The 20,774-nt window shown below is 42.1% G+C and carries 19 protein-coding genes; 8 read left to right on the top strand and 11 right to left on the bottom strand.

Features of this window, described 5'->3' with window-relative positions; translation table 11 throughout:
- Nucleotides 1-88 precede the first annotated feature (88 nt).
- Nucleotides 89-1,270 (top strand): type IX secretion system outer membrane channel protein PorV, encoded by a 1,182-nt coding sequence (porV, locus tag PQG45_RS07305; protein WP_316070573.1) that lies wholly within the window; start codon nt 89-91, stop codon nt 1,268-1,270.
- Between the two features lie 68 nt (nt 1,271-1,338).
- Complete coding sequence (locus PQG45_RS07300) at nt 1,339-2,610, top strand: M16 family metallopeptidase (RefSeq protein ID WP_316070572.1); 1,272 nt, start codon at nt 1,339-1,341, stop codon at nt 2,608-2,610.
- Here PQG45_RS07300 and PQG45_RS07295 read toward each other — a convergent pair.
- Nucleotides 2,607-3,515, bottom strand: coding sequence for a PfkB family carbohydrate kinase (locus PQG45_RS07295; protein WP_315574983.1), 909 nt, complete (start codon nt 3,513-3,515; stop codon nt 2,607-2,609). The genes PQG45_RS07300 and PQG45_RS07295 overlap by 4 nt on opposite strands.
- A 10-nt stretch (nt 3,516-3,525) precedes the next feature.
- Complete coding sequence (locus tag PQG45_RS07290) at nt 3,526-4,695, bottom strand: hypothetical protein (protein WP_315574982.1); 1,170 nt, start codon at nt 4,693-4,695, stop codon at nt 3,526-3,528.
- A gap of 147 nt (nt 4,696-4,842) precedes the next feature.
- On the opposite strand from PQG45_RS07290, the gene cysS reads away from it, so the two are divergent.
- The 5 genes from cysS (at nt 4,843) to typA (ending at nt 11,869) form a co-directional block, all read left to right on the top strand.
- A complete protein-coding gene (gene cysS / locus PQG45_RS07285; protein WP_315574980.1) occupies nt 4,843-6,333 on the top strand; it encodes a cysteine--tRNA ligase in 1,491 nt (496 codons plus the stop codon).
- Nucleotides 6,334-6,337: 4 nt separating this feature from the next.
- Entirely contained in the window at nt 6,338-7,075 is a 738-nt protein-coding gene (locus PQG45_RS07280) for a rhomboid family intramembrane serine protease (protein WP_315574979.1), read from the top strand.
- Nucleotide 7,076: 1 nt separating this feature from the next.
- Nucleotides 7,077-7,931 (top strand): rhomboid family intramembrane serine protease, encoded by an 855-nt coding sequence (locus tag PQG45_RS07275; protein ID WP_315574978.1) that lies wholly within the window; start codon nt 7,077-7,079, stop codon nt 7,929-7,931.
- Nucleotides 7,932-7,987: 56 nt separating this feature from the next.
- Nucleotides 7,988-9,946, top strand: coding sequence for a 1-deoxy-D-xylulose-5-phosphate synthase (dxs, locus tag PQG45_RS07270; RefSeq protein WP_315574976.1), 1,959 nt, complete (start codon nt 7,988-7,990; stop codon nt 9,944-9,946).
- Between the two features lie 114 nt (nt 9,947-10,060).
- On the top strand, nt 10,061-11,869 hold the full coding sequence (gene typA / locus PQG45_RS07265) for a translational GTPase TypA (protein WP_315574974.1): 1,809 nt from the start codon (nt 10,061-10,063) through the stop codon (nt 11,867-11,869).
- A gap of 33 nt (nt 11,870-11,902) precedes the next feature.
- On the opposite strand, the gene PQG45_RS07260 is transcribed toward typA, so the two are convergent.
- From PQG45_RS07260 to PQG45_RS07225, 8 genes are all read right to left on the bottom strand, one after another.
- Nucleotides 11,903-13,861: a ComEC/Rec2 family competence protein gene (locus tag PQG45_RS07260; RefSeq protein ID WP_316070571.1), complete on the bottom strand. Its 1,959-nt coding sequence runs from the start codon at nt 13,859-13,861 to the stop codon at nt 11,903-11,905.
- Nucleotides 13,862-13,878: 17 nt separating this feature from the next.
- Complete coding sequence (gene nadD, locus PQG45_RS07255; protein WP_316070570.1) at nt 13,879-14,451, bottom strand: nicotinate (nicotinamide) nucleotide adenylyltransferase; 573 nt, start codon at nt 14,449-14,451, stop codon at nt 13,879-13,881.
- A gap of 1 nt (nt 14,452) precedes the next feature.
- Nucleotides 14,453-15,019, bottom strand: a complete 567-nt coding sequence (gmk, locus tag PQG45_RS07250; RefSeq protein WP_316070569.1) for a guanylate kinase — start codon at nt 15,017-15,019, stop codon at nt 14,453-14,455.
- A 20-nt stretch (nt 15,020-15,039) separates the two neighbouring features.
- A complete protein-coding gene (locus tag PQG45_RS07245; RefSeq protein WP_316070568.1) occupies nt 15,040-15,312 on the bottom strand; it encodes a hypothetical protein in 273 nt (90 codons plus the stop codon).
- A gap of 78 nt (nt 15,313-15,390) precedes the next feature.
- On the bottom strand, nt 15,391-15,975 hold the full coding sequence (locus PQG45_RS07240; protein WP_316070567.1) for a sigma-70 family RNA polymerase sigma factor: 585 nt from the start codon (nt 15,973-15,975) through the stop codon (nt 15,391-15,393).
- Between the two features lie 84 nt (nt 15,976-16,059).
- Nucleotides 16,060-16,569: a hypothetical protein gene (locus PQG45_RS07235; protein ID WP_316070566.1), complete on the bottom strand. Its 510-nt coding sequence runs from the start codon at nt 16,567-16,569 to the stop codon at nt 16,060-16,062.
- Between the two features lies 1 nt (nt 16,570).
- Nucleotides 16,571-17,410, bottom strand: coding sequence for a rod shape-determining protein MreC (gene mreC, locus PQG45_RS07230; protein WP_316070565.1), 840 nt, complete (start codon nt 17,408-17,410; stop codon nt 16,571-16,573).
- 19 nt (nt 17,411-17,429) lie between these two features.
- The gene (locus PQG45_RS07225; RefSeq protein ID WP_315574959.1) at nt 17,430-18,455 is read right to left on the bottom strand and encodes a rod shape-determining protein; all 1,026 of its coding nucleotides are present in this window, start codon (nt 18,453-18,455) and stop codon (nt 17,430-17,432) included.
- Between the two features lie 322 nt (nt 18,456-18,777).
- Here PQG45_RS07225 and PQG45_RS07220 point away from each other — a divergent pair, with 322 nt between their 5' ends.
- Nucleotides 18,778-19,704 carry an AraC family transcriptional regulator gene (locus PQG45_RS07220; protein WP_315574957.1) on the top strand — a complete coding sequence of 309 codons (927 nt, stop codon included), beginning with the start codon at nt 18,778-18,780 and terminating at the stop codon, nt 19,702-19,704.
- 62 nt (nt 19,705-19,766) lie between these two features.
- Here PQG45_RS07220 and PQG45_RS07215 read toward each other — a convergent pair.
- On the bottom strand, nt 19,767-20,774 hold a 1,008-nt coding region (locus tag PQG45_RS07215; protein WP_315574955.1), incomplete at its 5' end, for a pseudouridine synthase.

The raw sequence follows: 20,774 nt of genomic DNA, 5'->3' as shown, positions 1-20,774 counted from the left end.
GCATATCCCACATTCAATATCCTAAAAATTGCCTATTTTTGACTTTAGCTATTTTTGAACAGAAAGACTCTCTTATAATTAATATACAATGACAAAGAATTACTCAATTTTCCACAAAGCGCTATTTACAGCATTAACTGTTTGCTTCGCGACAGTAGCTTATGGCCAAACATTGGTTTCTGGACAATTAAATTCAGGCAGAATTCCAACACCAACGATGTTGTTTTTAAATGTAGCTCCAGATGCTCGTTCAGCAGCCATGGGAGATGCAGGTGTTGCTATTTCATCCGATGTCAATGCGATTTATTGGAATCCAGCAAAATTAGCTGGCGCAGAAAAAGATTTAGGATTTGCCATTTCATATACGCCTTGGTTACGTAATCTTGTGAACGATATGGCTTTGTATAACATCGCAGGTTACAAGAAAACAGCCAAAGATCAAGCATTCGGTTTTTCTATCAACTATTTCGACCAAGGGCTTTTTCAAGCTACTTTGGCTAATGGAACGAGTGCAGGGAATTTCAACTCGAAAGAATATGCATTGTCTTTAACGCATGCTAGAAAGCTTTCTAACAGCCTTTCGTTAGGTGTTAACTTGAAATACATCAACTCAAATTTATTAGGAAACTACCAAGGTACTTCTGGAACAGGGGTAGCTATGAAGCCTGCACAAACAGTTGCAGCTGACATCGCGCTATACTGGAATACAAACTCTGAGAAGAACTGGAAATACACCTATGGTTTAGTTCTTTCGAACATTTCGGGTAAGGTATCTTACGGTGGCGCAGAGAAAAACTTCATCCCTACGAACTTACGTGCGGGTGTTGCTGCAGTGAAAGATATCGATGACAAAAACAAATTGACGTTTACATTAGATTTCAACAAATTGATGGTTCCTACACCTCAATCAATTGACGCAAATGGAAACAAAGTAGGTACAGACCCTACAACAACTTCAGCAATTGGCGGTATCTTCGGATCATTATTTGATGCTCCAGATGGATTTGGCGAAGAGTTGAAAGAAGTAACAGCTTCATTAGGTGCTGAATACTTATTCAACAACACATTTGCTATCCGCGGTGGTTATTTCAACGAAAGCGAAATGAAAGGAAATCGTAAATACTTCACAATGGGTGTTGGATTTAAATTAGACCAAAAATATGGTTTTGATTTTGCTTACTTAGTTCCTACAGGTACAAGTAGCCCATTAGCTAATACATTACGCGTGACTTTGTTGGCAGCAATCAACAACGACAACGGTAAAAGATAATTAAACAAATTTCTTGTTTGACAAATGACATTCCCACCGGAATGTCATTTGTTTTATAGACCTATTATATGCTGAATAGAACCCTTGCCCCGGCCGCTTATCCGATTGAACTTATCAAATTCCCTGCCATCACGACGACGCGCTTATCCAATGGCATCGAGATGCAATCCTTGTCGCTGGGTGAACAAGCTGTCTTCAAACTGGAATTTACGGTAGCGGCGGGAGCCAGTGCGACTGAAAAGGCTGGAATCGCGAGCCTAACAAGTTCTTTGATGAAACGCGGAACAAAGCAACGGGACGCGACAGCAATCCATCAGCTATTTGATTTCTATGGCGCCTTTTGGGATGTACAAACGAGTTTAGATCATGCAACCTTTGTCTTATACGGACTTAGTAAACATCTAAAATCCCTCTTGCCCTATGTCCTGGAAATCATTCAGGAAGCTAGCTTCCCTACGGATGAATTTGAGAAAGAAATCGCCATCGAGGTACAGAAGAATAAATTAAATTGGCAAAAAACAGCTTTTTCAGCGAGTCAATTATTACGCCAACAGCTTTTTGAGGGAGATCCATACGGCCGTATTTCTACGCAGTCCAGCATTGAATCCATCCAACAAAAGGACCTAACAAATTTTCATCAAGCATACTGGCTGGGTAATATGCCACAGATCTTCCTATCTGGAAAAATTAGCCAAGATGAACTCGATGCTGTTCGAAACACTTTTGAACAACTCAAGACGAATCCCAATAAACCGGCTCATGCGCTTACAACAAGCCAGGACATACCCAAAGCCACACAAGAGTTTCGCGATCAAGCACTTCAATCAACCATCCGTTTGGGGAAACGCTCGATGACAAGGAATAATCCAGACTACTTTAAGTTTAGCGTTTTGAATACCTTATTTGGTGGGTTTTTCGGATCGCGACTGCAAAAAAACATCCGAGAAGAGAAAGGATTTACCTATGGCATTTCCTCATCGATTGTTCCCATGTTACGCGCAGGCTACTGGGTTGTAGGCACGGATGTTGCAAATGAAAATGTAGCAGAAACTTGTGATGAAATTCGCAAAGAAATGCGCAGACTTCAAGTCGAGAAAGTTGGCCAAGAAGAGCTCGAACTAGTCAAAAACTACCTGATGGGAAGTTTTACGGGTGAACTTACACAAGCATTTGATATTGCCGAAAAGATCAAGGTCATTCAAATGGAAAACTTACCCTTGGACTTTTATGATCAATTTCAAGCGCAAATTCTCACTTGTACTTCTGAAGATTTGTTGGAACTAGCTAATAAATACCTAGACCCAACAAATCTACATGAAGTTATTGTGGGAGGCCGCTAGAAACGAGCCAATTCCCGGAATTGATTTACACGACCCTCTAAATCTTGATCGGTAATTTCAAGCAAACGCTCCGTACCAAACTTCTCTACACAGAAAGAAGCCATCGCGGAACCATAAACGATCGCTTTACGCATATTCTCGAAGGAGATATCGTCTGTTTTTGCTAAATAACCGATGAATCCTCCAACGAACGTATCGCCAGCACCTGTTGGGTCGAATACTTCTTCCAAAGGCAAGGCTGGGCAATAGAACATGTTTTCACCTTGGAATAACAAAGCTCCATGCTCCCCTTTCTTGATGATTAAGGTCTTGGGGCCCATCGCCATGATCAATTTGGCAGCTGTACGCAAGGAATATTGTTCGGACAATTGACGCGCCTCCTCATCATTGATACAAAGCACATCGACCATTTTCAACACACGTTTCAAATCGTCCATCGCAACATCCATCCAGAAATTCATGGTATCCATCACGATTAATTTGGGACGCTTCGCCAAACCTTCGATCGCTTCGATCTGAACTTGCGGCGTTAGGTTCCCCAACATCAAATAATCACAATCTTGGTAAGAGGCAGGAATAGCAGGTTTAAAATCAGCCAACACGTTCAAATCTGTCACCAAGGTGTCGCGTGAATTCATGTTGTTATGGTATTTGCCAGCCCAGAAAAAGGACTTTTCCCCTTGCTTGATTTGAAGGCCATCCAAATTGATGCCTTTTGACGTTAATGTATCCATGTAGGCCTGCGGAAAATCATCCCCGACAACCGCAACCACATTCACACGCGGCAAGAAAAAAGCAGATGATAAAGCAATATAGGTACAAGACCCTCCGATAATTTTATCGGTTTTTCCGTAAGGAGTTTCTAATGCATCGAACGCAACCGTTCCAATTGTTAATAAGCTCATATAAATGGTTTTAACCAACCTTAGGACAACGACTAAATGGCTGATCAGGATTAAAAAATAAACGATAAGTAATGTAGGTTTTTTCGTTCGTCGCACCGAGTTGGGAAACAAAACGAAGCATTTTCGGATTAAAATCACCGACCCAATTCATATCCATTGTCTCATAGGGATAGAATGGATTTTCACGGGCAGCAGTCCGGAAACGTAAAGCGATAGCTGATTCAACCCCCTTGCCTTGATGATCAGGCACAACACCAAAAATCACCCCACAAGCACGTGTCAAAGCGCCGCGCATTTTCAATAATAAAAACTTAATCATACCCCACCAATTTAAACGCCCATTCAGGTGTTTAATAATTTGGTTGAGGTCAGGGATTACAATAAAAAAAGCAACGGGTTCTCCCGTTTGCGTATAGGCAAACCACAACAATTGTTCATCAATGATGGGTTTCATGGTCTTAACCAAACGTTGCGCTTGTTCTGAACTCATTTCCTTTACACCGGGAAACTTTGCCCAAGCCGCATTAAAAATAACCTTAAAATCCTCCGCATATTTTGACAAATTCGACTTTTCGATGTGCCTAAATACATATTCCGGATTCTGGTAAATGCGGTTTGCTTTTTCTTCAATCGCGGGCGTGACGTTCGCACCCGTTATGGATGAGACATACACGTATTGTTGGAAATAATCCTGGAACCCGTATTTTTCAAAAAAGTCAATGTAATAGGCTTTCGTCCAAGGCATTTTGTAGGTAGGTTCATACTCCCAACCTTTGACCATCAATCCCCAAAAGCTATCACGCTCCCCGAAATTGATCGGCCCATCCATTCCTTGCATACCCTTCGAAATCAACCAAGCCTTACAAGCGTCAAAGAGCAAAAAAGCGGCCTTTTCATCCTCGATACACTCAAAAAAGCCCATACCACCCACGGGAACCTCATCCTTGCTCGGCTCATAAAAAGCAGCTACTCGGCCTATCGCAACACCGGCATCATCAAATAATATCCAACGGATTGCCTCTCCTTGCTTAAAATGTCCGTTTTTCTTGGGATCAAATACATGCGCGACATCCGTGTCTAATGGTCGAATCCAATTGGAATCCGATGCATATAAACGAACGGGGAATTGTAAAAAAATACGTTGAAGCGATTTGTCTTCGCCTACTTCCTTCAGCAACATGTATATAGGATTTTCAAAAAACACACAAAGATAACACAATCTGAAAAGAATCGTTTCAAATTGTCAAAATGCTAAGTTTGGTGAATTAAAAGAATCGGCGTAATTTTAATTCCTTTTTAAAGGACTCTACAAAAGCACCTAGGATTCATGCAGCCGTTAAAAATATACAATACACTCAGCCGAGAAAAAGAAGTATTTAGCCCAATTAACGCACCCCATGTTGGGCTCTATGTCTGCGGGCCGACGGTCTATAATTTTGTCCACCTAGGGAATCTGAGAACTTTTACATCGTTTGACATTCTACATCGCTATTTGAAATTCATTGGATATCAAGTTCGCTATGTTCGTAACATTACGGATGTAGGACATTTGGTGGGTGATGGAGACGAAGGAGAAGACAAGATTGGCAAAATGGCCAAGTTGGAGAAATTAGAACCCATGGAAATTGTTCAGCGTTATACGAATGACTTCCATGATGTTTTGACACAATTTAATTTGTTACCTCCGAGCATTGAACCTACAGCCACCGGTCACATAGTCGAGCAAATTGAAACCACAAAAATTTTATTGGATAAGGGCTTAGCCTACGAATCCAATGGTTCGATCTATTTCGATATCGAAACCTATAACAAACAAGGTGGAGACTATGGACATTTATCAGGCCGCGTTTTAGATGATTTATTGACGGAAACACGCGACTTGGATGGCGTAGGCGAAAAACGCAGCCCATTGGATTTTGCGCTTTGGAAAAAAGCTTCCCCTGAACATATCATGCGCTGGCCTTCTCCTTGGGGAGATGGTTTCCCGGGTTGGCATCTGGAATGTACTTGCATGAGCCATAAATATTTAGGCGATACATTTGATATTCACGGCGGTGGCATGGACTTAAAATTCCCACACCATGAATGCGAAATTGCCCAGGCAAAAGCAGCACATGGACGAGCGCCTGTCCGCTATTGGATGCACACCAATATGTTGACTGTGAATGGCCAAAAGATGAGTAAATCCCTCGGAAACTCCTTTTTACCAAGCGAATTAATCGCTGGAGCTCACCCCTTATTGGAGCAAGCTTATAGCCCGATGACAGTTCGTTTTTTCATGTTACAATCGCAATACCGCAGTACATTAGACTTCTCGAACGAAGCCTTAAAAGCTGCTCAAAAAGGATACAAGCGGATCGCGAATGGCTTACGCATCATCAAAGGCATGGAATTTGAAGCAGATAATTCCCAGGCAATCGATGCCGAGCAAATAGCGGAAATCGATGCTGCGATTCAAGGCTGCTACGATGGAATGAACGATGATTTAAATACAGCTGTAACAATTTCGCACTTGTTTACGTTATTAAAAAAGATTAATCAGTTGCATACGGGCCAACTAACATTTGCGCAGTTAGGACAAGATGTTTTTGATCGCATGAAGACAAATTACATCAACTTCTTGGAGCAAGTCTTGGGACTTCGCGAGGAATTTCCGGCAAATCAAGAAGCATTGATCAACGGAATGTTAGCATTATATGCCTCCTTCAAAGAGAAGCGGGAATATGATAAAGTAGATGAAATTCGCGCTAGTTTCAAAGCGATGGGGCTATTGGTTAAGGATATGAAAACGCGCATTGATTGGGCTTACGAAGAATAAAATTATGTTTAGAAATCTATCTCCTACCGTTCGAAATTTAATCTTCATTAACATCGCTGTCTATGTTCTTGGCGGATTTTTGCCTCAGGATTTATTGAGCCTACACTATTTTCAGGCGAAGGATTTCCATGTTTACCAGGTCGTTAGCTACATGTTTGTCCATGCGAGTTTTATGCATTTATTGGGTAACATGTTTGGCTTATACATGTTTGGATCATTGCTAGAACGCATCTGGGGTGCCCAACGCTTTTTGTTTTTCTATTTCTTTTGTGGCATCGGTGCTGGTTTGCTTTACATGGGCATTCAGCATTTTATCGATTTTGCGGATTTTCGTCGGGCGACAGAAATCGTTTTAAGCGACCCAAGTTCCATGCATTTATATGATTATGCACAACACTATCAAGTAATCGCATTACCTGACGGGAATGTTAACCTGGATTGGGCGCGCGAAAACTATGCAGAATATGTGAATCGTAGCCAATTAGCAGGGGCATCCGGTGCGATTTTTGGCATTCTGATGGCATTCGGCTATTTATTCCCGAATTCTGAGATGTATTTATTCCCATTCCCCATTCCCATCAAAGCAAAATACTTTGTGAGCGGTTATGGATTATACGAGATGTACCAAGGAATTCAACAATACCAAGGCGACAATGTTGCGCACTTTGCCCACATCGGCGGGATGGTATTTGCTGTTATTTTATTGATGGTATGGAAGACAAAACGCAATCAATTCTATTGATATGCGCGGATTTTGGCTAGACTTTCAGCGCTTAGTACAGCAGCCCGGTGAGGGATTGTTGAAAATCATCGTGGTGAATTGTTTGCTTTTTCTTGTGCTGATGCTGATTCGAATTGCGATGATAATCAGCGGAAAAGCATGGGTTTATGAATCGCTTTTGGAGCAACTAACGCTATCCGCTGACATCAAGGCCAATCTTCTTCATCCATGGCGCTTTGTTAGCTACTTTTTTGTGCATGTGGAAATCTTTCATTTGGCATTCAACATGATGTTCTTGTATTGGTTTGGAAAGATTTTACAAGAGGTCGTAGGGAACAATAAAAGTGTACAGACCTTCTTTTACGGAGGCATTATGGGTGCAATAGCTTTTATCTTAGCCTATAACTTCATTCCCTATTTCGAGCGCCAAAATGGAAGTTATTTGTTAGGCGCATCCGGAGGCGTGTTCGCCATTGTTTTGGCCGCTGCCACCCTCCGACCGAACTTTGAAGTCCATTTGGTTTTCATTGGGCCCGTACGCATCAAATATATTGCAGGCTTTTATTTAATTTGGTCCCTCTTAGAGACTGTGGGGACGAATGCAGGCGGACAAATCGCACATTTAGGTGGCGCACTTGTGGGTTTTTGCATGGGTTACTTACATGAACATCCGATTCGCTGGGACCCATTAAGAAAAAAAGATAGTCCCTTTATTCATGCCGATTTAACGCGTAAAAAAAAGCCTAGAAAACAAGCCGAAAACATCGATGAAGAAGAACTGAATCAGATTTTGGACAAAATATCGAAGTCGGGATACGACAGCCTAAGCAAATCTGAAAAGCGACGATTATTCAAGGCGAGTCAAAAAAATGAGTAAGCGTCAAAAACATTTTTACCTTTGTAGAGTTTTTCTTTCACTTGAATAAATTATTTGTGTCAACTCAATTCCCTGCCGGCCCCTTACTAAGCAAGATTCAGGCTCCTGCCGATTTGCGAAAGTTACCAGCCAATCAGCTTCCCGCTGTTTGCGAGGAATTGCGTCAATACATCATTGACCATGTTTCTGTCAATGGTGGACACTTCGGAGCCTCTTTGGGTGTGACCGAACTAACTGTGGCCTTGCATTATGTATTTAATACCCCTTATGACCAATTGGTCTGGGATGTTGGGCATCAGGCATATGGACATAAGATCTTAACAGGCCGACAAGGCGTGTTTCATACGAATCGATTATTGGGTGGAATTAGTGGTTTCCCCAAAAGATCTGAAAGCGAATATGACACATTTGGGGTAGGGCACTCATCTACCTCGATTTCGGCAGCATTGGGTATGGCTGTTGCGTCACGCTACAAAAAAGAATTTGATCGTCAGCACATCGCGGTGATAGGAGATGGATCCATGACAGCAGGTATGGCCTTTGAGGCGATGAACCACGCTGGGGATATTCCAAACAACATGATTATCATTCTGAATGATAACTGCATGGCAATCGACCCGAATGTAGGCGCATTAAAAGAATACCTAACCGATATCACAACATCCCATACCTACAATAAGGTGAAGGATGATGTTTGGAATTTATTAGGCAAAATGTCTCGATTTGGGAAGTCGGCACAAGAAATCGTGTCCAAAATCGAGAATGGTTTGAAGGCTACTTTACTCAAACAAAGTAACTTATTTGAATCATTCAATTTGCGCTATTTCGGTCCAATCGATGGACATGATGTCGAATACCTTGCCACAGTATTACGCGATTTAAAAGATATTCCAGGACCCAAAATCTTGCATTGTGTCACAACCAAAGGAAAAGGCTACTCACTCGCGGAAAAAGATCAAACACTTTGGCACGCGCCAGGCAAATTTGATAAGCTAACCGGCGAGATTGAAAAGAAAACCTACGATAATCCGCAAGCACCTAAATACCAAGAAGTTTTCGGACACACGTTGTTAGAGCTTGCCGAGCAAAATCCCAAAATCATGGGGATTACCCCAGCAATGCCATCCGGTTCTTCCCTGAATATTATGATGGCAGCGATGCCCGATCGTGCGTTTGATGTAGGAATAGCCGAACAACATGCGGTGACATTCTCTGCAGGATTAGCCACACAGGGATTAACTGTTTTCTGTAATATCTACAGTTCTTTCATGCAGCGTGGGTACGACCAAGTCGTTCACGATGTGTGTTTGCAAAAGTTACCCGTTATTTTCTGCTTAGACCGTGCAGGTTTAGCAGGAGCCGATGGGCCGACACACCATGGTAACCTCGACATCGCGATGATGCGCTGTGTTCCCAATATGATTGTTGCAGCACCACGGAATGAGCAAGAGTTAAGAAACATTATGTATACGGCATCTTTGGATAAATTCAAAGAACGTGGCGAAGCAATCAGCATTCGCTATCCAAGAGGTCAAGGTGTCATGCCTGCGTGGCGGACGAATTTCGAGGAAATTGAAATTGGAACAGGCATCGAACTTAACAGGGGAAAAGATGTGGCCATTTTAAGCTTAGGACACATTGGCAATGAAGCGATTAAGGCCGTAGAACTATTGGCGAGTCAAGGAATTGATGCCGCTTTATATGACATGCGTTTCTCGAAACCCTTGGATGAAAAGCTATTGCATGAAATCTTCCGCAAATTTAATACAATCTTAACGGTAGAAGATGCATCCATCGTAGGTGGGTTCGGTTCGGCCATCGCAGAATTCATGGTAGATCACCAGTATCAGGCCAACATGATTCGTTTGGGAATCCCAGATCACATTGTGGAACATGGGGAACAAAGTGAATTATATGCACTTTGCGGAATAGATTCCAATGGAATTGCACAAAAAATAGCTGATCAATTAGGCGCTAAAGCACACGTCAAGGCATCGAAGGCCCTGACTGATTAAATTACCAACTGCTGATTTTTAATCAATTAGCACTTTTCAAAGAAATAATCCCTACCTTTGCACCTTGAATTTCCCAATTAAAGGAATTTCGTTTCATTCAACGAATACATTTTTATGCAAAGCATTCGCAACATTGCCATTATTGCCCACGTTGACCACGGTAAAACGACCCTAGTTGACAAAATCATCCACGCATCCAAAATTTTTAGAGAAAATCAAGAATTTGGAGATTTGATCCTTGACAATAACGACTTAGAGAGAGAAAGAGGGATTACGATTACGTCGAAAAACGTATCTGTTCGTTACAATGGAGTAAAAATCAACATTATCGATACACCTGGTCACGCCGACTTTGGCGGTGAGGTAGAACGCGTTCTACGTATGGCGGATGGTGTAATTTTGTTGGTAGATGCATTTGAAGGCCCTATGCCTCAAACACGTTTCGTACTTTCAAAAGCCATTGCTTTGGGTTTAAAGCCGATTGTAATTGTAAACAAAGTAGATAAAGAAAACTGTCGTCCTGACGAGGTACACGAAAGTGTATTCGATTTGATGTTCAACTTAGAAGCAACAGAAGATCAATTAGACTTCCCTTGTATCTACGGTTCATCGAAGCAAGGATGGATGAGTACAGATTGGAAAAAACCTACGGATAACATCATCCCATTGTTGGATGCGATTATCGAGCACATTCCAGCATCTAAAGTTCAAGAAGGAACTCCACAAATGCAGATTACGTCTTTGGACTACTCTTCATTCGTAGGTCGTATCGCGATCGGACGTTTAGAGCGTGGAACGCTGACAGAAGGAATGCAAATCTCCCTTTGTAAAGCGGACGGCACAACGAAAAAAATGCGTATCAAAGAACTTCAAGTATTTGAAGGCCTTGGTAAGGTAAAAGTAGAAAAAGTAGAATGTGGTGAGATTTGTGCAGTAACAGGTATCGAAGATTTCGAAATCGGTGATACAATCGCTGATGCAGAAAATCCAGAGGCGTTGGAGCGTATTGCGATCGATGAGCCTACGATGAACATGTTGTTCACGATTAACAACTCGCCATTCTTTGGTAAAGAAGGTAAATTAGTGACATCTCGTCACATCCGTGATCGTCTGTTCAAAGAGACTGAGAAGAACTTAGCCTTGAAAGTTGTTACAACAGAAAGCGAAGATAAATTCTTGGTATTTGGACGTGGTATTCTTCACTTGTCGGTATTGATCGAGACCATGCGTCGCGAAGGATACGAATTACAAGTAGGTCAGCCACAAGTAATCTTCAAAGAAGGTCCAAACGGCGAACGTTTAGAGCCAATTGAATCTTTAGTTGTAGACGTTCCTGCTGAAGTTGCTGGTAAAGTAATCGAATTAGCAACACAAGGAAAAGGTGAATTATTGATTATGGAACCGAAAGGTGACTTGCAACACTTAGAATTCAACATTCCATCACGTGGGTTGATTGGTTTACGTTCGAAAGTGTTAACGGCTACATTTGGTGAGGCAATCATGGCACACCGTTTCATTGCTTACGAAGAATTCAAAGGAGCTATTCCAGGTCGTATCAACGGATCATTGATCTCGATGAATACAGGTCCTGCGATTCCTTATGCAATCGATAAATTACAAGACAGAGGGGTGTTCTTCATCGATCCAGGTGAAGAAGTTTACACAGGGATGGTTGTAGGTGAGCACAATCGCCAAAACGACATCGAGGTGAACCTTCAAGCTGCGAAGCAATTAACGAATATGCGTGCGTCAGGTACGGATTCGAATACCAAAATTGCTCCGAAATTAAACTTCTCATTAGAAGAGTGTATGGAATTTATCCAAAAGGATGAATACTTAGAAATCACTCCAAAATCATTGCGTATGCGTAAAATTTGGTTAGATCCAAACGAGCGTAAGCGTAACGAGAAGAAACCAAGCTAATTCTAGAAGGCTGCCTCAACGGGCAGCCTTTTTTTATGGAAAATGAACTGCGGCCTGCTCTGCTAAATAATATACTTTTTTAGGCCAAAAAGGCTTTAATTTACTCAATCGATACACACTCGGCTTACGAATAAAATACCAGGTTGAACCCTGCCACGATTTCAAAAAACGCGGATCTCGCAAGTCTAATTCTGCGCTTAGTATTAGATGACTATTGTTGGCATTTCGATGAACACCCGGCTTTGTTAGGTATACAAATTCCATTCCTTGATATTCCCACAGAAAACTACCGTTCGGCCACCTGCGTGTCAACGTATCAACTACCTGATTATTTGCCCACCAGGCTCCCGCATTGGACTGCAGCCATGCTTGACTTGCACCACCATTGCTTTGTCCACGAAACCCTTGCGTAGAAAGAAAGACCACTTGTTTATCCGCGATGCTTAAGTAGGCCTCACGATGCAAAGGTTCTCCCATCCGATGGATCAAAATTCCTGCTAAGAGAAAGGCCGAAAGATTCAATCCCCATACTTTCCGACAGGCCCACCAGTGCCATAACAATCCAAGGCCCCCATAATAGGCTGCTAGTTCAACGAGATTAAGCCGAATAAATGAAATAACCGTCTGAAAACGATCCGTTGTGGCAAACATCAAACCGTGCAGGAGTTCGAAACTGAGTAAAACCAAATGTCCCAGCGACGAAAAAGCCATCGGGAAATAGCTCATCATGGGAGCTAAAATCAGAAAGATAAAGCCAACGCCCAAGGTGAGTGTAGAAAGCAAAACCAACAAAGGATTAAGCAAAAAGAAATACAGCGGATTAGGAAACTGATGAAAGTAATAGATGATGAGAGGCCAAGTTAACACTTGAGCACTAATAGCAACACAGGTCAGTTCCCAGCTTTGTTTGATGAGCCAATAGTTCGGCGACCACATATTTACGAGGGGCCTTTGGAATAAGATAAGTCCCAGCACCGCCGCATAAGACAACTGAAAGCCAACCTGAAAAAGATCCATCGGCTGAATCACGAGCAACACAAAACCCGAAAATGCCCAAACATTCACGGGGTGCGTTCGGAGTCGGAAAATTTGTGCAAACAACAACACCGAAAACATCCAAGCGGATCGCAATACCGGAGCAGAAAATCCAGACAGGGCGGCATAAGACCAAAGCACCAACATAATGAGCCCAAAATAAAATCGAGGACCCCAAGGTCGGAATCGAAGTAAAAAACCCAATAGAAATTGTAAACCAAGATAAAGTAAACCTACATGCATGCCAGATACCGACAAAATATGAATTGCCCCTAAGGCCGCATAAGATTGGCGTGTCTCAAAATCGATGGTACTTCCCATACCCAAAAACATCGCATCAGCCACGTTCCGATGAACACCATTAGGTAATGCTTGGTGCAAATAGCTACTTGCTTGCGCCCGCATGCGCTCAAATATGGAAGGAGTCGCACTTGCATCTTTCAGCAACTTCAAGCCCTGGATAGGCACAAACGCAGCGGAGTAAATTCCTTGCAAAGCATAATAATGTCTCCAGTCAAAGGCACCCGGCAACAAGGGTTCACTAATAGGCTTTAATGATCCATAGACGTGAAATACCTGACCAAAGCGAGGCGCTGCACCCTTGACAGGAATAAACAAATTAGCCAAGGCATGAACACGCTCCCACTGTTTCCCGTGACGCACGGAGATGATTTTGGCTTGAATTTTCCAAGCCGACGGACCGTGAACCGGTGTTTGATTCACTTGAAATACAAACGCATCGTGTTTGGGCAAATGATGAGCGAATTCAGCGGATAGTTGCGAAATACGCGCAACTGCTAAACCGATGAGCAGAAGTCCGCAGATCGATCTGCGGGTAGGTGACGCAAGCCATAAAACAGGTACTAACAGAATTAAACCGAGCGGCGAGATCAATAGTCCGATGACCCAGAGACCTAAAATACGTAAAAATGGGAAAGGGCTAAAAAAGGAAAACACATGTTAGGCGATAAGGCCTAAATGTAGAATTTTTTCGATTGGATTCGTTCCTCTACGCTATCAGGAACTAGATATTTTATCGATTGCCCATGTTGGACACATTGACGAATGTAGGTGGCTGAGATCTGCAATAAAGGCGCCTCAATGCGGGTAACCTGTGGATGTTGCCATAAATGACATTGGGTTAGTTCGCCACGCGGATAAACATAGAGCCCAAAATAATCAAGAATCTGATTATAATTCTTCCAACTTTTGAACTGTTCGAGGTTGTCTCCTCCTAAGATTAATCGGAAAGAATCATTTGGAAATTTCTCCGTCAGGTGGGTAAGCGTATGAATTGTATAAGATGGTTTGCTTAGATGAAACTCAATGTCCGAACTTTTGAATTGATAATTATCGGCAATGGCACGATCCACCAAATCCAATCGGTCGAATTCGTGCAAGAGCGTTTTACTCTGTTTATGTGGATTTTGGGGAGAAACGACAAACCAAATTTGGTCAACGTCCGTTTGATTTAATACCGCTTGAGCAATCATGAGGTGGCCATGATGAATGGGATTAAACGATCCGAAAAATAGGCCGATTTTCATGTTAGCGCGTAAAATTGTCAAATAAGTCTTGCGCCTCTTTAACCGCAACTTCCAATTGGTCATTCACAAGAATCACATCAAATTTATCTTGGAATGCCCATTCAAACTTCATTTTGAAGATACGTTTCGAAAGGGATTCTTCCGTTTCGGTGCCGCGCGCACGAAGACGATCCTCGAGCATTTCGAGCGTAGGTACTTTGACAAAAATGGCCAATGCACGCTCCTTGTAATAGTTTTTCAATGCTAGGCCGCCTTTCACATCTACATCAAAAATCACATGCTTGCCAGATGCCCAAATACGTTCAATTTCAGATTTTAAGGTACCATAATAAGCGCCCGGATAAACTTCCTCCCACTCGACAAAAGCATCCTCATCAATTTTGACACGAAACTCATCAGGCGTCATGAAATAATAATCTTGTCCATTTGCCTCTGCGCGCCCGCGTTTGTCGCGTGTGCAAGCAGATATTGAAAAACCCAAATTCGGGTTATTCGCCAATAATTCTTTTACGATAGTTGTTTTGCCGGATCCGGATGGAGCAGAAAAAATAATGAGTTTACCTTCCAAGTGCTGCTTGATTTAATTAGCTAGCAAAATAACGGAATAAGAATGGAAATAAGGATTAAAACGACAAAAAGTTTTGCTTTGATGCGTGCAAAAAGTGCTTCTGGACACTTAGTCGAACAATTCGATTTAATCGCGTTGCGCAAAGACTGCTCAAGCTCAAAGCCCTCTTGGCAAGGCAGGCACTGATCTTTATTTGCCAGAAATGTTGCCTCCTCTTCAGGTGTAGCTTCGCGGTCAATGATGCGTTGAATTAACCTTAAACAATCAGGCTGATGGGTACAAGTCTTTTTCATGAGTTTACATGCTTAATGCACTAATTTTTTAACAACGAGGAAAGGGTAAAAAGTTCATTTTCAAGAAGTGACACATTGTCAGTGATACCCCTTACTTTTCGCATAGGTGGCTAAGCTCTCTTTTAAGATCGCACGGGCACGATGCAGTCGTGAACGCACTGTCCCAATCGGGATATCTAAAATACGAGCCATCTCCTCGTAACTAAATTCTTCCAAATCACAGAGAATAATAATCATACGAAAGTCCACGGGCAAAGCTTGAATCGCTGCCGTAATTTCATCCCCAAGCATCTCGTTGACCGTTTCCGCATGCAAATCTGCGTGCGAGGCAGGCTCCTGATCTTCATCACCCGAAAACGACTGCTCGACCCATTCGAACTCCACTTTCGCGGGTCCGCGGGATTTTTTCCGGTAATCATTAATGAAATTATTTTTCAGAATTCGAAATAACCAGGCTTTGGCATAGGTACCGGGCTCGAAAGAATCAATGAAACGAAATGCTTTCATGCACGTATCTTGAACAAGATCCTGTGCATCATCCTCATCATTCGTTAAACGGAGTGCGAAATTATACATCGCATCGAGGTGCGGCATAAATTCTTTCTCAAATAGTGCTTGCGCATTTGCTTTAGGCGACGAAACCGATTGTGTAGGTATTTCCATGTTAGGCAATTAAGCACATCGCATATGATATGTGCGAGCTACTGCCTACAAATCTAAGACCAAAAATAAATCTGCCAAAAAGACCTATTCAGGTCGGTTGAAAAACTCTAGAATGCCAAATACGGCCATTCCTAATAATGTTGAAGACAATGCTTTCAAAACACTGTAGCCGATCAATGTCCAATCCCCTGCTTCTAGGGTAAAAAGCAGCAAATGGTGTGACATCAACACAAGGAACAAATACGGAAAGAACCAAAGCCATTTCATTTCAGCTAACGAAATACTTGAACGTTCATCATAGCCGTTAGCCGGCGTAAGAATTCGAAAATATACAGGACGGAGCCATGCAACAAGAACACAGGCAAAGGCATGCATCCCATGTGTATTATAAAAAATATCAATTAACCAACCGACCGACATTGCGCCTAAAAGCAGCAACAGCGGATTTGTTTGCATGGGAGCTTTTACCAAAAACCACGTGTATATAAAACAAAATGCCACGTTGGCAATGGCAATATCACGCAAAAACAACACCTGAATGGCGATGGCAAAAACAACCGAGAAAAACCATTTATAATTAAATGTGAAGTTCATCTTATTCTGATTTCGGTTTAGTCGTTTCTAATTGTGCCTGCTGGCCTGCCAAACGATTCTTAATCACATACACATATTGCAAAGTAGCAAACTGCGTGAACAGCATGACTTTAATATCATGGAAGGTATCATCCTTTTCGAGGCCCACCTTGGCAACGATTCCAATCGGGATATTTGGCGGAAAAACGGCATTATAATCCGAGGTAACGACTGTATCGCCCTTGACAACCTTTTTATATTTGGACACATCCATCATGTCGGCAACTTCGCTTTGATAACCCGGCCACTTGATGTAGCCTAACTCACCGCTGCGTTTTAATTTGGCAGAAACCGAATTGCTTGTATGTAACACCGAAACGACCAAAGCCAAATTATCCGTACAAGACATAACCTTCCCCACAATACCTGTCGAGGAAATCACGGCCATCCCAGGCAAAATTCCATCAGACCGACCTTTGTCGATTGTCAAATAATTCTGCGACATGCGTGTGGATTGATCGATTACCCGACTGGCTACGGCTTGATAGCGATTCAACATCGCCTCACTTACGTAATAGGGAAATTTTGTAAGGGGTTGTTGCTGACTCTTTAAACGCAACAATTCCGAACGTAGTTGCGCATTTTCTTGTGCGAGCGTACCATTCACGATGCGGAGTTGATGATACGTTTTTACCTCCTGGGTGGTAGCCAAAATGGAGGCCGCCCACTGATTGGTCGTATTAAAATAGAGGGAATGCTGATACGCATTGTATTTAAACACAGCCCAAATATTGACCAATTCTAGCAACAAAAGCAAAAGGATAACCCTTTGACGCGCTAAAAATTGGAACAATTGAATCATGAGTTATCTCGATTGAAAACTAGGTTATTAAAACAGGCTTGTATTTCTCTAGGTTTTTCAAGATTTCACCTGTACCACGAACCACAGCTTTCAATGGATCATCTGCCACGTGAACTTTCAATTGCGTTTTCTTCTCAATACGCTTATCTAGACCATGCAACATCGCACCACCACCGGCTAAATGAATACCGTTGTGGAAAATGTCACCGGAAAGTTCGGCCGGAGCACGTTGAAGGGTTTCCATGATGGCAACCTCAATCTTCGTGATAGAAGAATCCAATGCGTATGCGATTTCAGAATAATTAATCAAGATTTCTTTCGGGATACCCGTCATTTGATCACGACCGCGAATTTCAAAATCTGCTGGTGGATTTTCTAGTTCTGGCAAGGCAGCACCTACTTGGATTTTGATTTGCTCTGCTGAGCGCTCCCCGATCACCAATTTGTGTTCGCGTAATAAATAATCTTTGATGTCACGTGTAAATTCATCTCCTGCAACACGAATCGAGTTTTCAACGACGATACCGCTTAATGAGATAATAGCCACTTCAGTTGTACCTCCTCCAATATCAACAACTAATGAACCATTGGGCTGCTCAATGTCGATACCAATACCAATCGCTGCTGCGATAGGCTCATGCACCATGTAAACCTCACGAGCACCTGCGTGCTCAGCTGAATCCTTTACCGCACGTTTCTCAACCTCCGTAATCCCAGAAGGAATACAAATCACCATGCGAAGTGCTGGAGAGAAAAATGAATTTCCGCGATCCAACATTTTGATTAATCCGCGCAACATTAATTCGGCAGCGGTAAAGTCGGCGATTACCCCATCTTTCAAAGGACGAATTGTCTTGATATTATCATTTGTCTTCTCATGCATCATCATGGCTTGTCGACCCACGGCTAACACTTTATTTGTGTTACGGTCTAAAGCAATAATCGACGGTTCGTCAACAACAACTTGATTTTTGTGAATAATTAAGGTATTCGCTGTACCTAAATCAATGGCGATGTCCTTGGTCAGGAAGTTAAATAGTCCCATGGTGTTTCAAATAGGGGAAATGATAAAGCTATACATGCTCTAGAAAACAAATTTACAGATAAAAAATGACCTAATTATTTATTTTATATCAAATTTCTGTTCCCCCTAAAAATAATTATAAAAAACAGAATAGCACAGAAATTCAATCCGACACCACCCCGCCAGCGGGATTTATAGGTATATTACAATTAATGCTGGTCGACACATTTAAACAAATGGACAAAAATTAATATAAAATAATTTGGAATTATTATCTGATTTATTAGTTTTGTCCAAATTAAAAAGTTAAAACCGTGTTTGTCGGTGGATAATCAGCAATAAAATGGAAGATTACAACAAGATCATTGAATCCCTTGGGGTCAAATTCATCAAAGCACGAAACATAAGAATATTACAACCTATTCGTATTAAGAATTATTACGATGTGGAAAATTCGCTCTTGATATTGTACAAAGGCGAAGTTTCTTTTGGCGAAGAAGATACTCCGGTAGAAGAAGGTGATATGCTTTTTATCCCTGGTGGTAAAATGGTGAGCGTAACTTACGGAAACGCAGAAAAACCAAAAGCTGTCAACAACGAAGAGTTCATGACGCATCGCGAATTGTACTTCGACTTGAACATGGATTCGCAAAACATCGGTAGCCATGACAATTCGTTCGGCATGGTGGCCTTTGAGGCGAAAGTCTTTGACTCGGTTAACTTCTTTACTTCCCTAGATATTCCTCCTTTCCTTATTAAAAAGGACGAAAAACTAGCGCAGACGATCAAAGAAATTTTATTGGAAGACATGTCGGATGAGATTGGCAAAGGCCGCATCATCAAGATCAAAACGGAAGAAATCGTTATCGAGGTCATTCGTTACATCATCCAAAACCGTTTATTCGTTGAGCAATTAGCGACCAACAGTACCTATTTCAAAGACCCACGTTTAATTGATATTTTCGCTTACATCAAAGACCATATCGGTGGCGATTTATCAAACAAAGTGCTTGCCAACGTGGCGAATGTATCCGAAGATTACGTGGGTCAATACTTCAAAATGTTGACAGGTATTAATCCACAAGATTACATCGAATACCAACGGATGGAAGCAGCCGTAGGTTTATTACGTACAACGAAGAAATCGATTCGCGCAATCGGTTCGGAAGTTGGCTACAAAGACACCGCTTATTTCTGCCGTCGTTTTAAAATGATGTTTGGTATACCAGCGGGTAAAATGAGACGTCGCGAATCCTTGATGAATATCTAAGTCATTTCGCTTAATACATAAAAAAGGCCCAGTTTTCGCTGGGCCTTTTCTTTTGCTAATCGTTACAACAAGTATTTCAACTTGACTAACTCGCGCTCCGTTAGGTAACGCCAACTTCCACGTGGTAAATCTTTTTTGGTCAAACCGGCAAAGGTTGTTCGATCCAGTTTAGTCACCTCATAACCTAAATGCTCAAATATACGACGCACGATGCGGTTTTTACCCGAGTGAATTTTAACACCGATTACATAGCCATCCGGCGTAACTTTGGCCAAATCATCTACTTTAATTTCACCATCTTCCAACTTTAAGCCCGCAACGATCTTTTCAAAGTCCTCGTCGGTCAATGGCTTATCCAATTCCGCTTGATAAATTTTCTCAATTTCATTCGATGGGTGCGTCAACTTATCCGCTAATTCGCCATCGTTTGTCAATAAAATTAAGCCCGTTGTATTTCGGTCTAAACGTCCAACGGGATAAATACGAGATTCACCCGCATTTTTCACTAATTCCATGACAGTTTTACGATCTTGAGGATCTTCCGTTGTTGTTAAGAAATCTTTAGGCTTATTTAATAAGACATAGGCTGGTTTCTCACGATTCAAGCGGCGATTACCATATTTAACAACATCTGTGGGCCCAACTTGGTAACCCATTTCTGTCACAACTTTGTTATTTACTTTGATTTCTCCAGCTTCAATTAATTTATCCGCATCTCGACGCGAGCAGATACCCGCATTCGCGATGAAACGATTTAAGCGAACATCATCTCCACGACGCTCAATCTGCGCAATTTTCTTTTGAATTTTGGCAGGCGCTGTTTCCTTGTAACGATCTAATTTATACGCAGGAGTAAAGGCAGGTGCCTGATCATGTCGGTTACGCGGTTTAAATGTATCGCGTTTCGAAAATTTCGATGAATTTCCACGGTCATCATCTCTTGGCGTAAACTTACGTTCTTCACGAGGCTCAAAATTGCGAGGAGATTCTTCGCGCGCAGGGCGAGGGGTAAAATCACCGCCCGCTCTTCTAAAAGGTGCGCGAGGCGCTTCACCATCTTCACGAGGTGC

Source organism: Aquirufa regiilacus (assembly GCF_032470275.1).
Taxonomy (GTDB): domain Bacteria; phylum Bacteroidota; class Bacteroidia; order Cytophagales; family Spirosomataceae; genus Aquirufa; species Aquirufa regiilacus.
Note: the sequence above shows the minus strand (reverse complement) of the source record. Positions and strands in the feature narration are given on the sequence as shown.

Bases quoted from the DNA above. Each gene is read 5' to 3' on its own strand.
- porV (WP_316070573.1), top strand. From the start codon at position 89: ATGACAAAGAATTACTCAATTTTCCACAAAGCGCTATTTACAGCATTA.
- PQG45_RS07300 (WP_316070572.1), top strand. From the start codon at position 1,339: ATGCTGAATAGAACCCTTGCCCCGGCCGCTTATCCGATTGAACTTATC.
- PQG45_RS07295 (WP_315574983.1), bottom strand. From the start codon at position 3,515: ATGAGCTTATTAACAATTGGAACGGTTGCGTTCGATGCATTAGAAACT.
- PQG45_RS07290 (WP_315574982.1), bottom strand. From the start codon at position 4,695: ATGTTGCTGAAGGAAGTAGGCGAAGACAAATCGCTTCAACGTATTTTT.
- cysS (WP_315574980.1), top strand. From the start codon at position 4,843: ATGCAGCCGTTAAAAATATACAATACACTCAGCCGAGAAAAAGAAGTA.
- PQG45_RS07280 (WP_315574979.1), top strand. From the start codon at position 6,338: ATGTTTAGAAATCTATCTCCTACCGTTCGAAATTTAATCTTCATTAAC.
- PQG45_RS07275 (WP_315574978.1), top strand. From the start codon at position 7,077: ATGCGCGGATTTTGGCTAGACTTTCAGCGCTTAGTACAGCAGCCCGGT.
- typA (WP_315574974.1), top strand. From the start codon at position 10,061: ATGCAAAGCATTCGCAACATTGCCATTATTGCCCACGTTGACCACGGT.
- nadD (WP_316070570.1), bottom strand. From the start codon at position 14,451: ATGAAAATCGGCCTATTTTTCGGATCGTTTAATCCCATTCATCATGGC.
- PQG45_RS07245 (WP_316070568.1), bottom strand. From the start codon at position 15,312: ATGAAAAAGACTTGTACCCATCAGCCTGATTGTTTAAGGTTAATTCAA.
- PQG45_RS07240 (WP_316070567.1), bottom strand. From the start codon at position 15,975: ATGGAAATACCTACACAATCGGTTTCGTCGCCTAAAGCAAATGCGCAA.
- PQG45_RS07235 (WP_316070566.1), bottom strand. From the start codon at position 16,569: ATGAACTTCACATTTAATTATAAATGGTTTTTCTCGGTTGTTTTTGCC.
- mreC (WP_316070565.1), bottom strand. From the start codon at position 17,410: ATGATTCAATTGTTCCAATTTTTAGCGCGTCAAAGGGTTATCCTTTTG.
- PQG45_RS07225 (WP_315574959.1), bottom strand. From the start codon at position 18,455: ATGGGACTATTTAACTTCCTGACCAAGGACATCGCCATTGATTTAGGT.
- PQG45_RS07220 (WP_315574957.1), top strand. From the start codon at position 18,778: ATGGAAGATTACAACAAGATCATTGAATCCCTTGGGGTCAAATTCATC.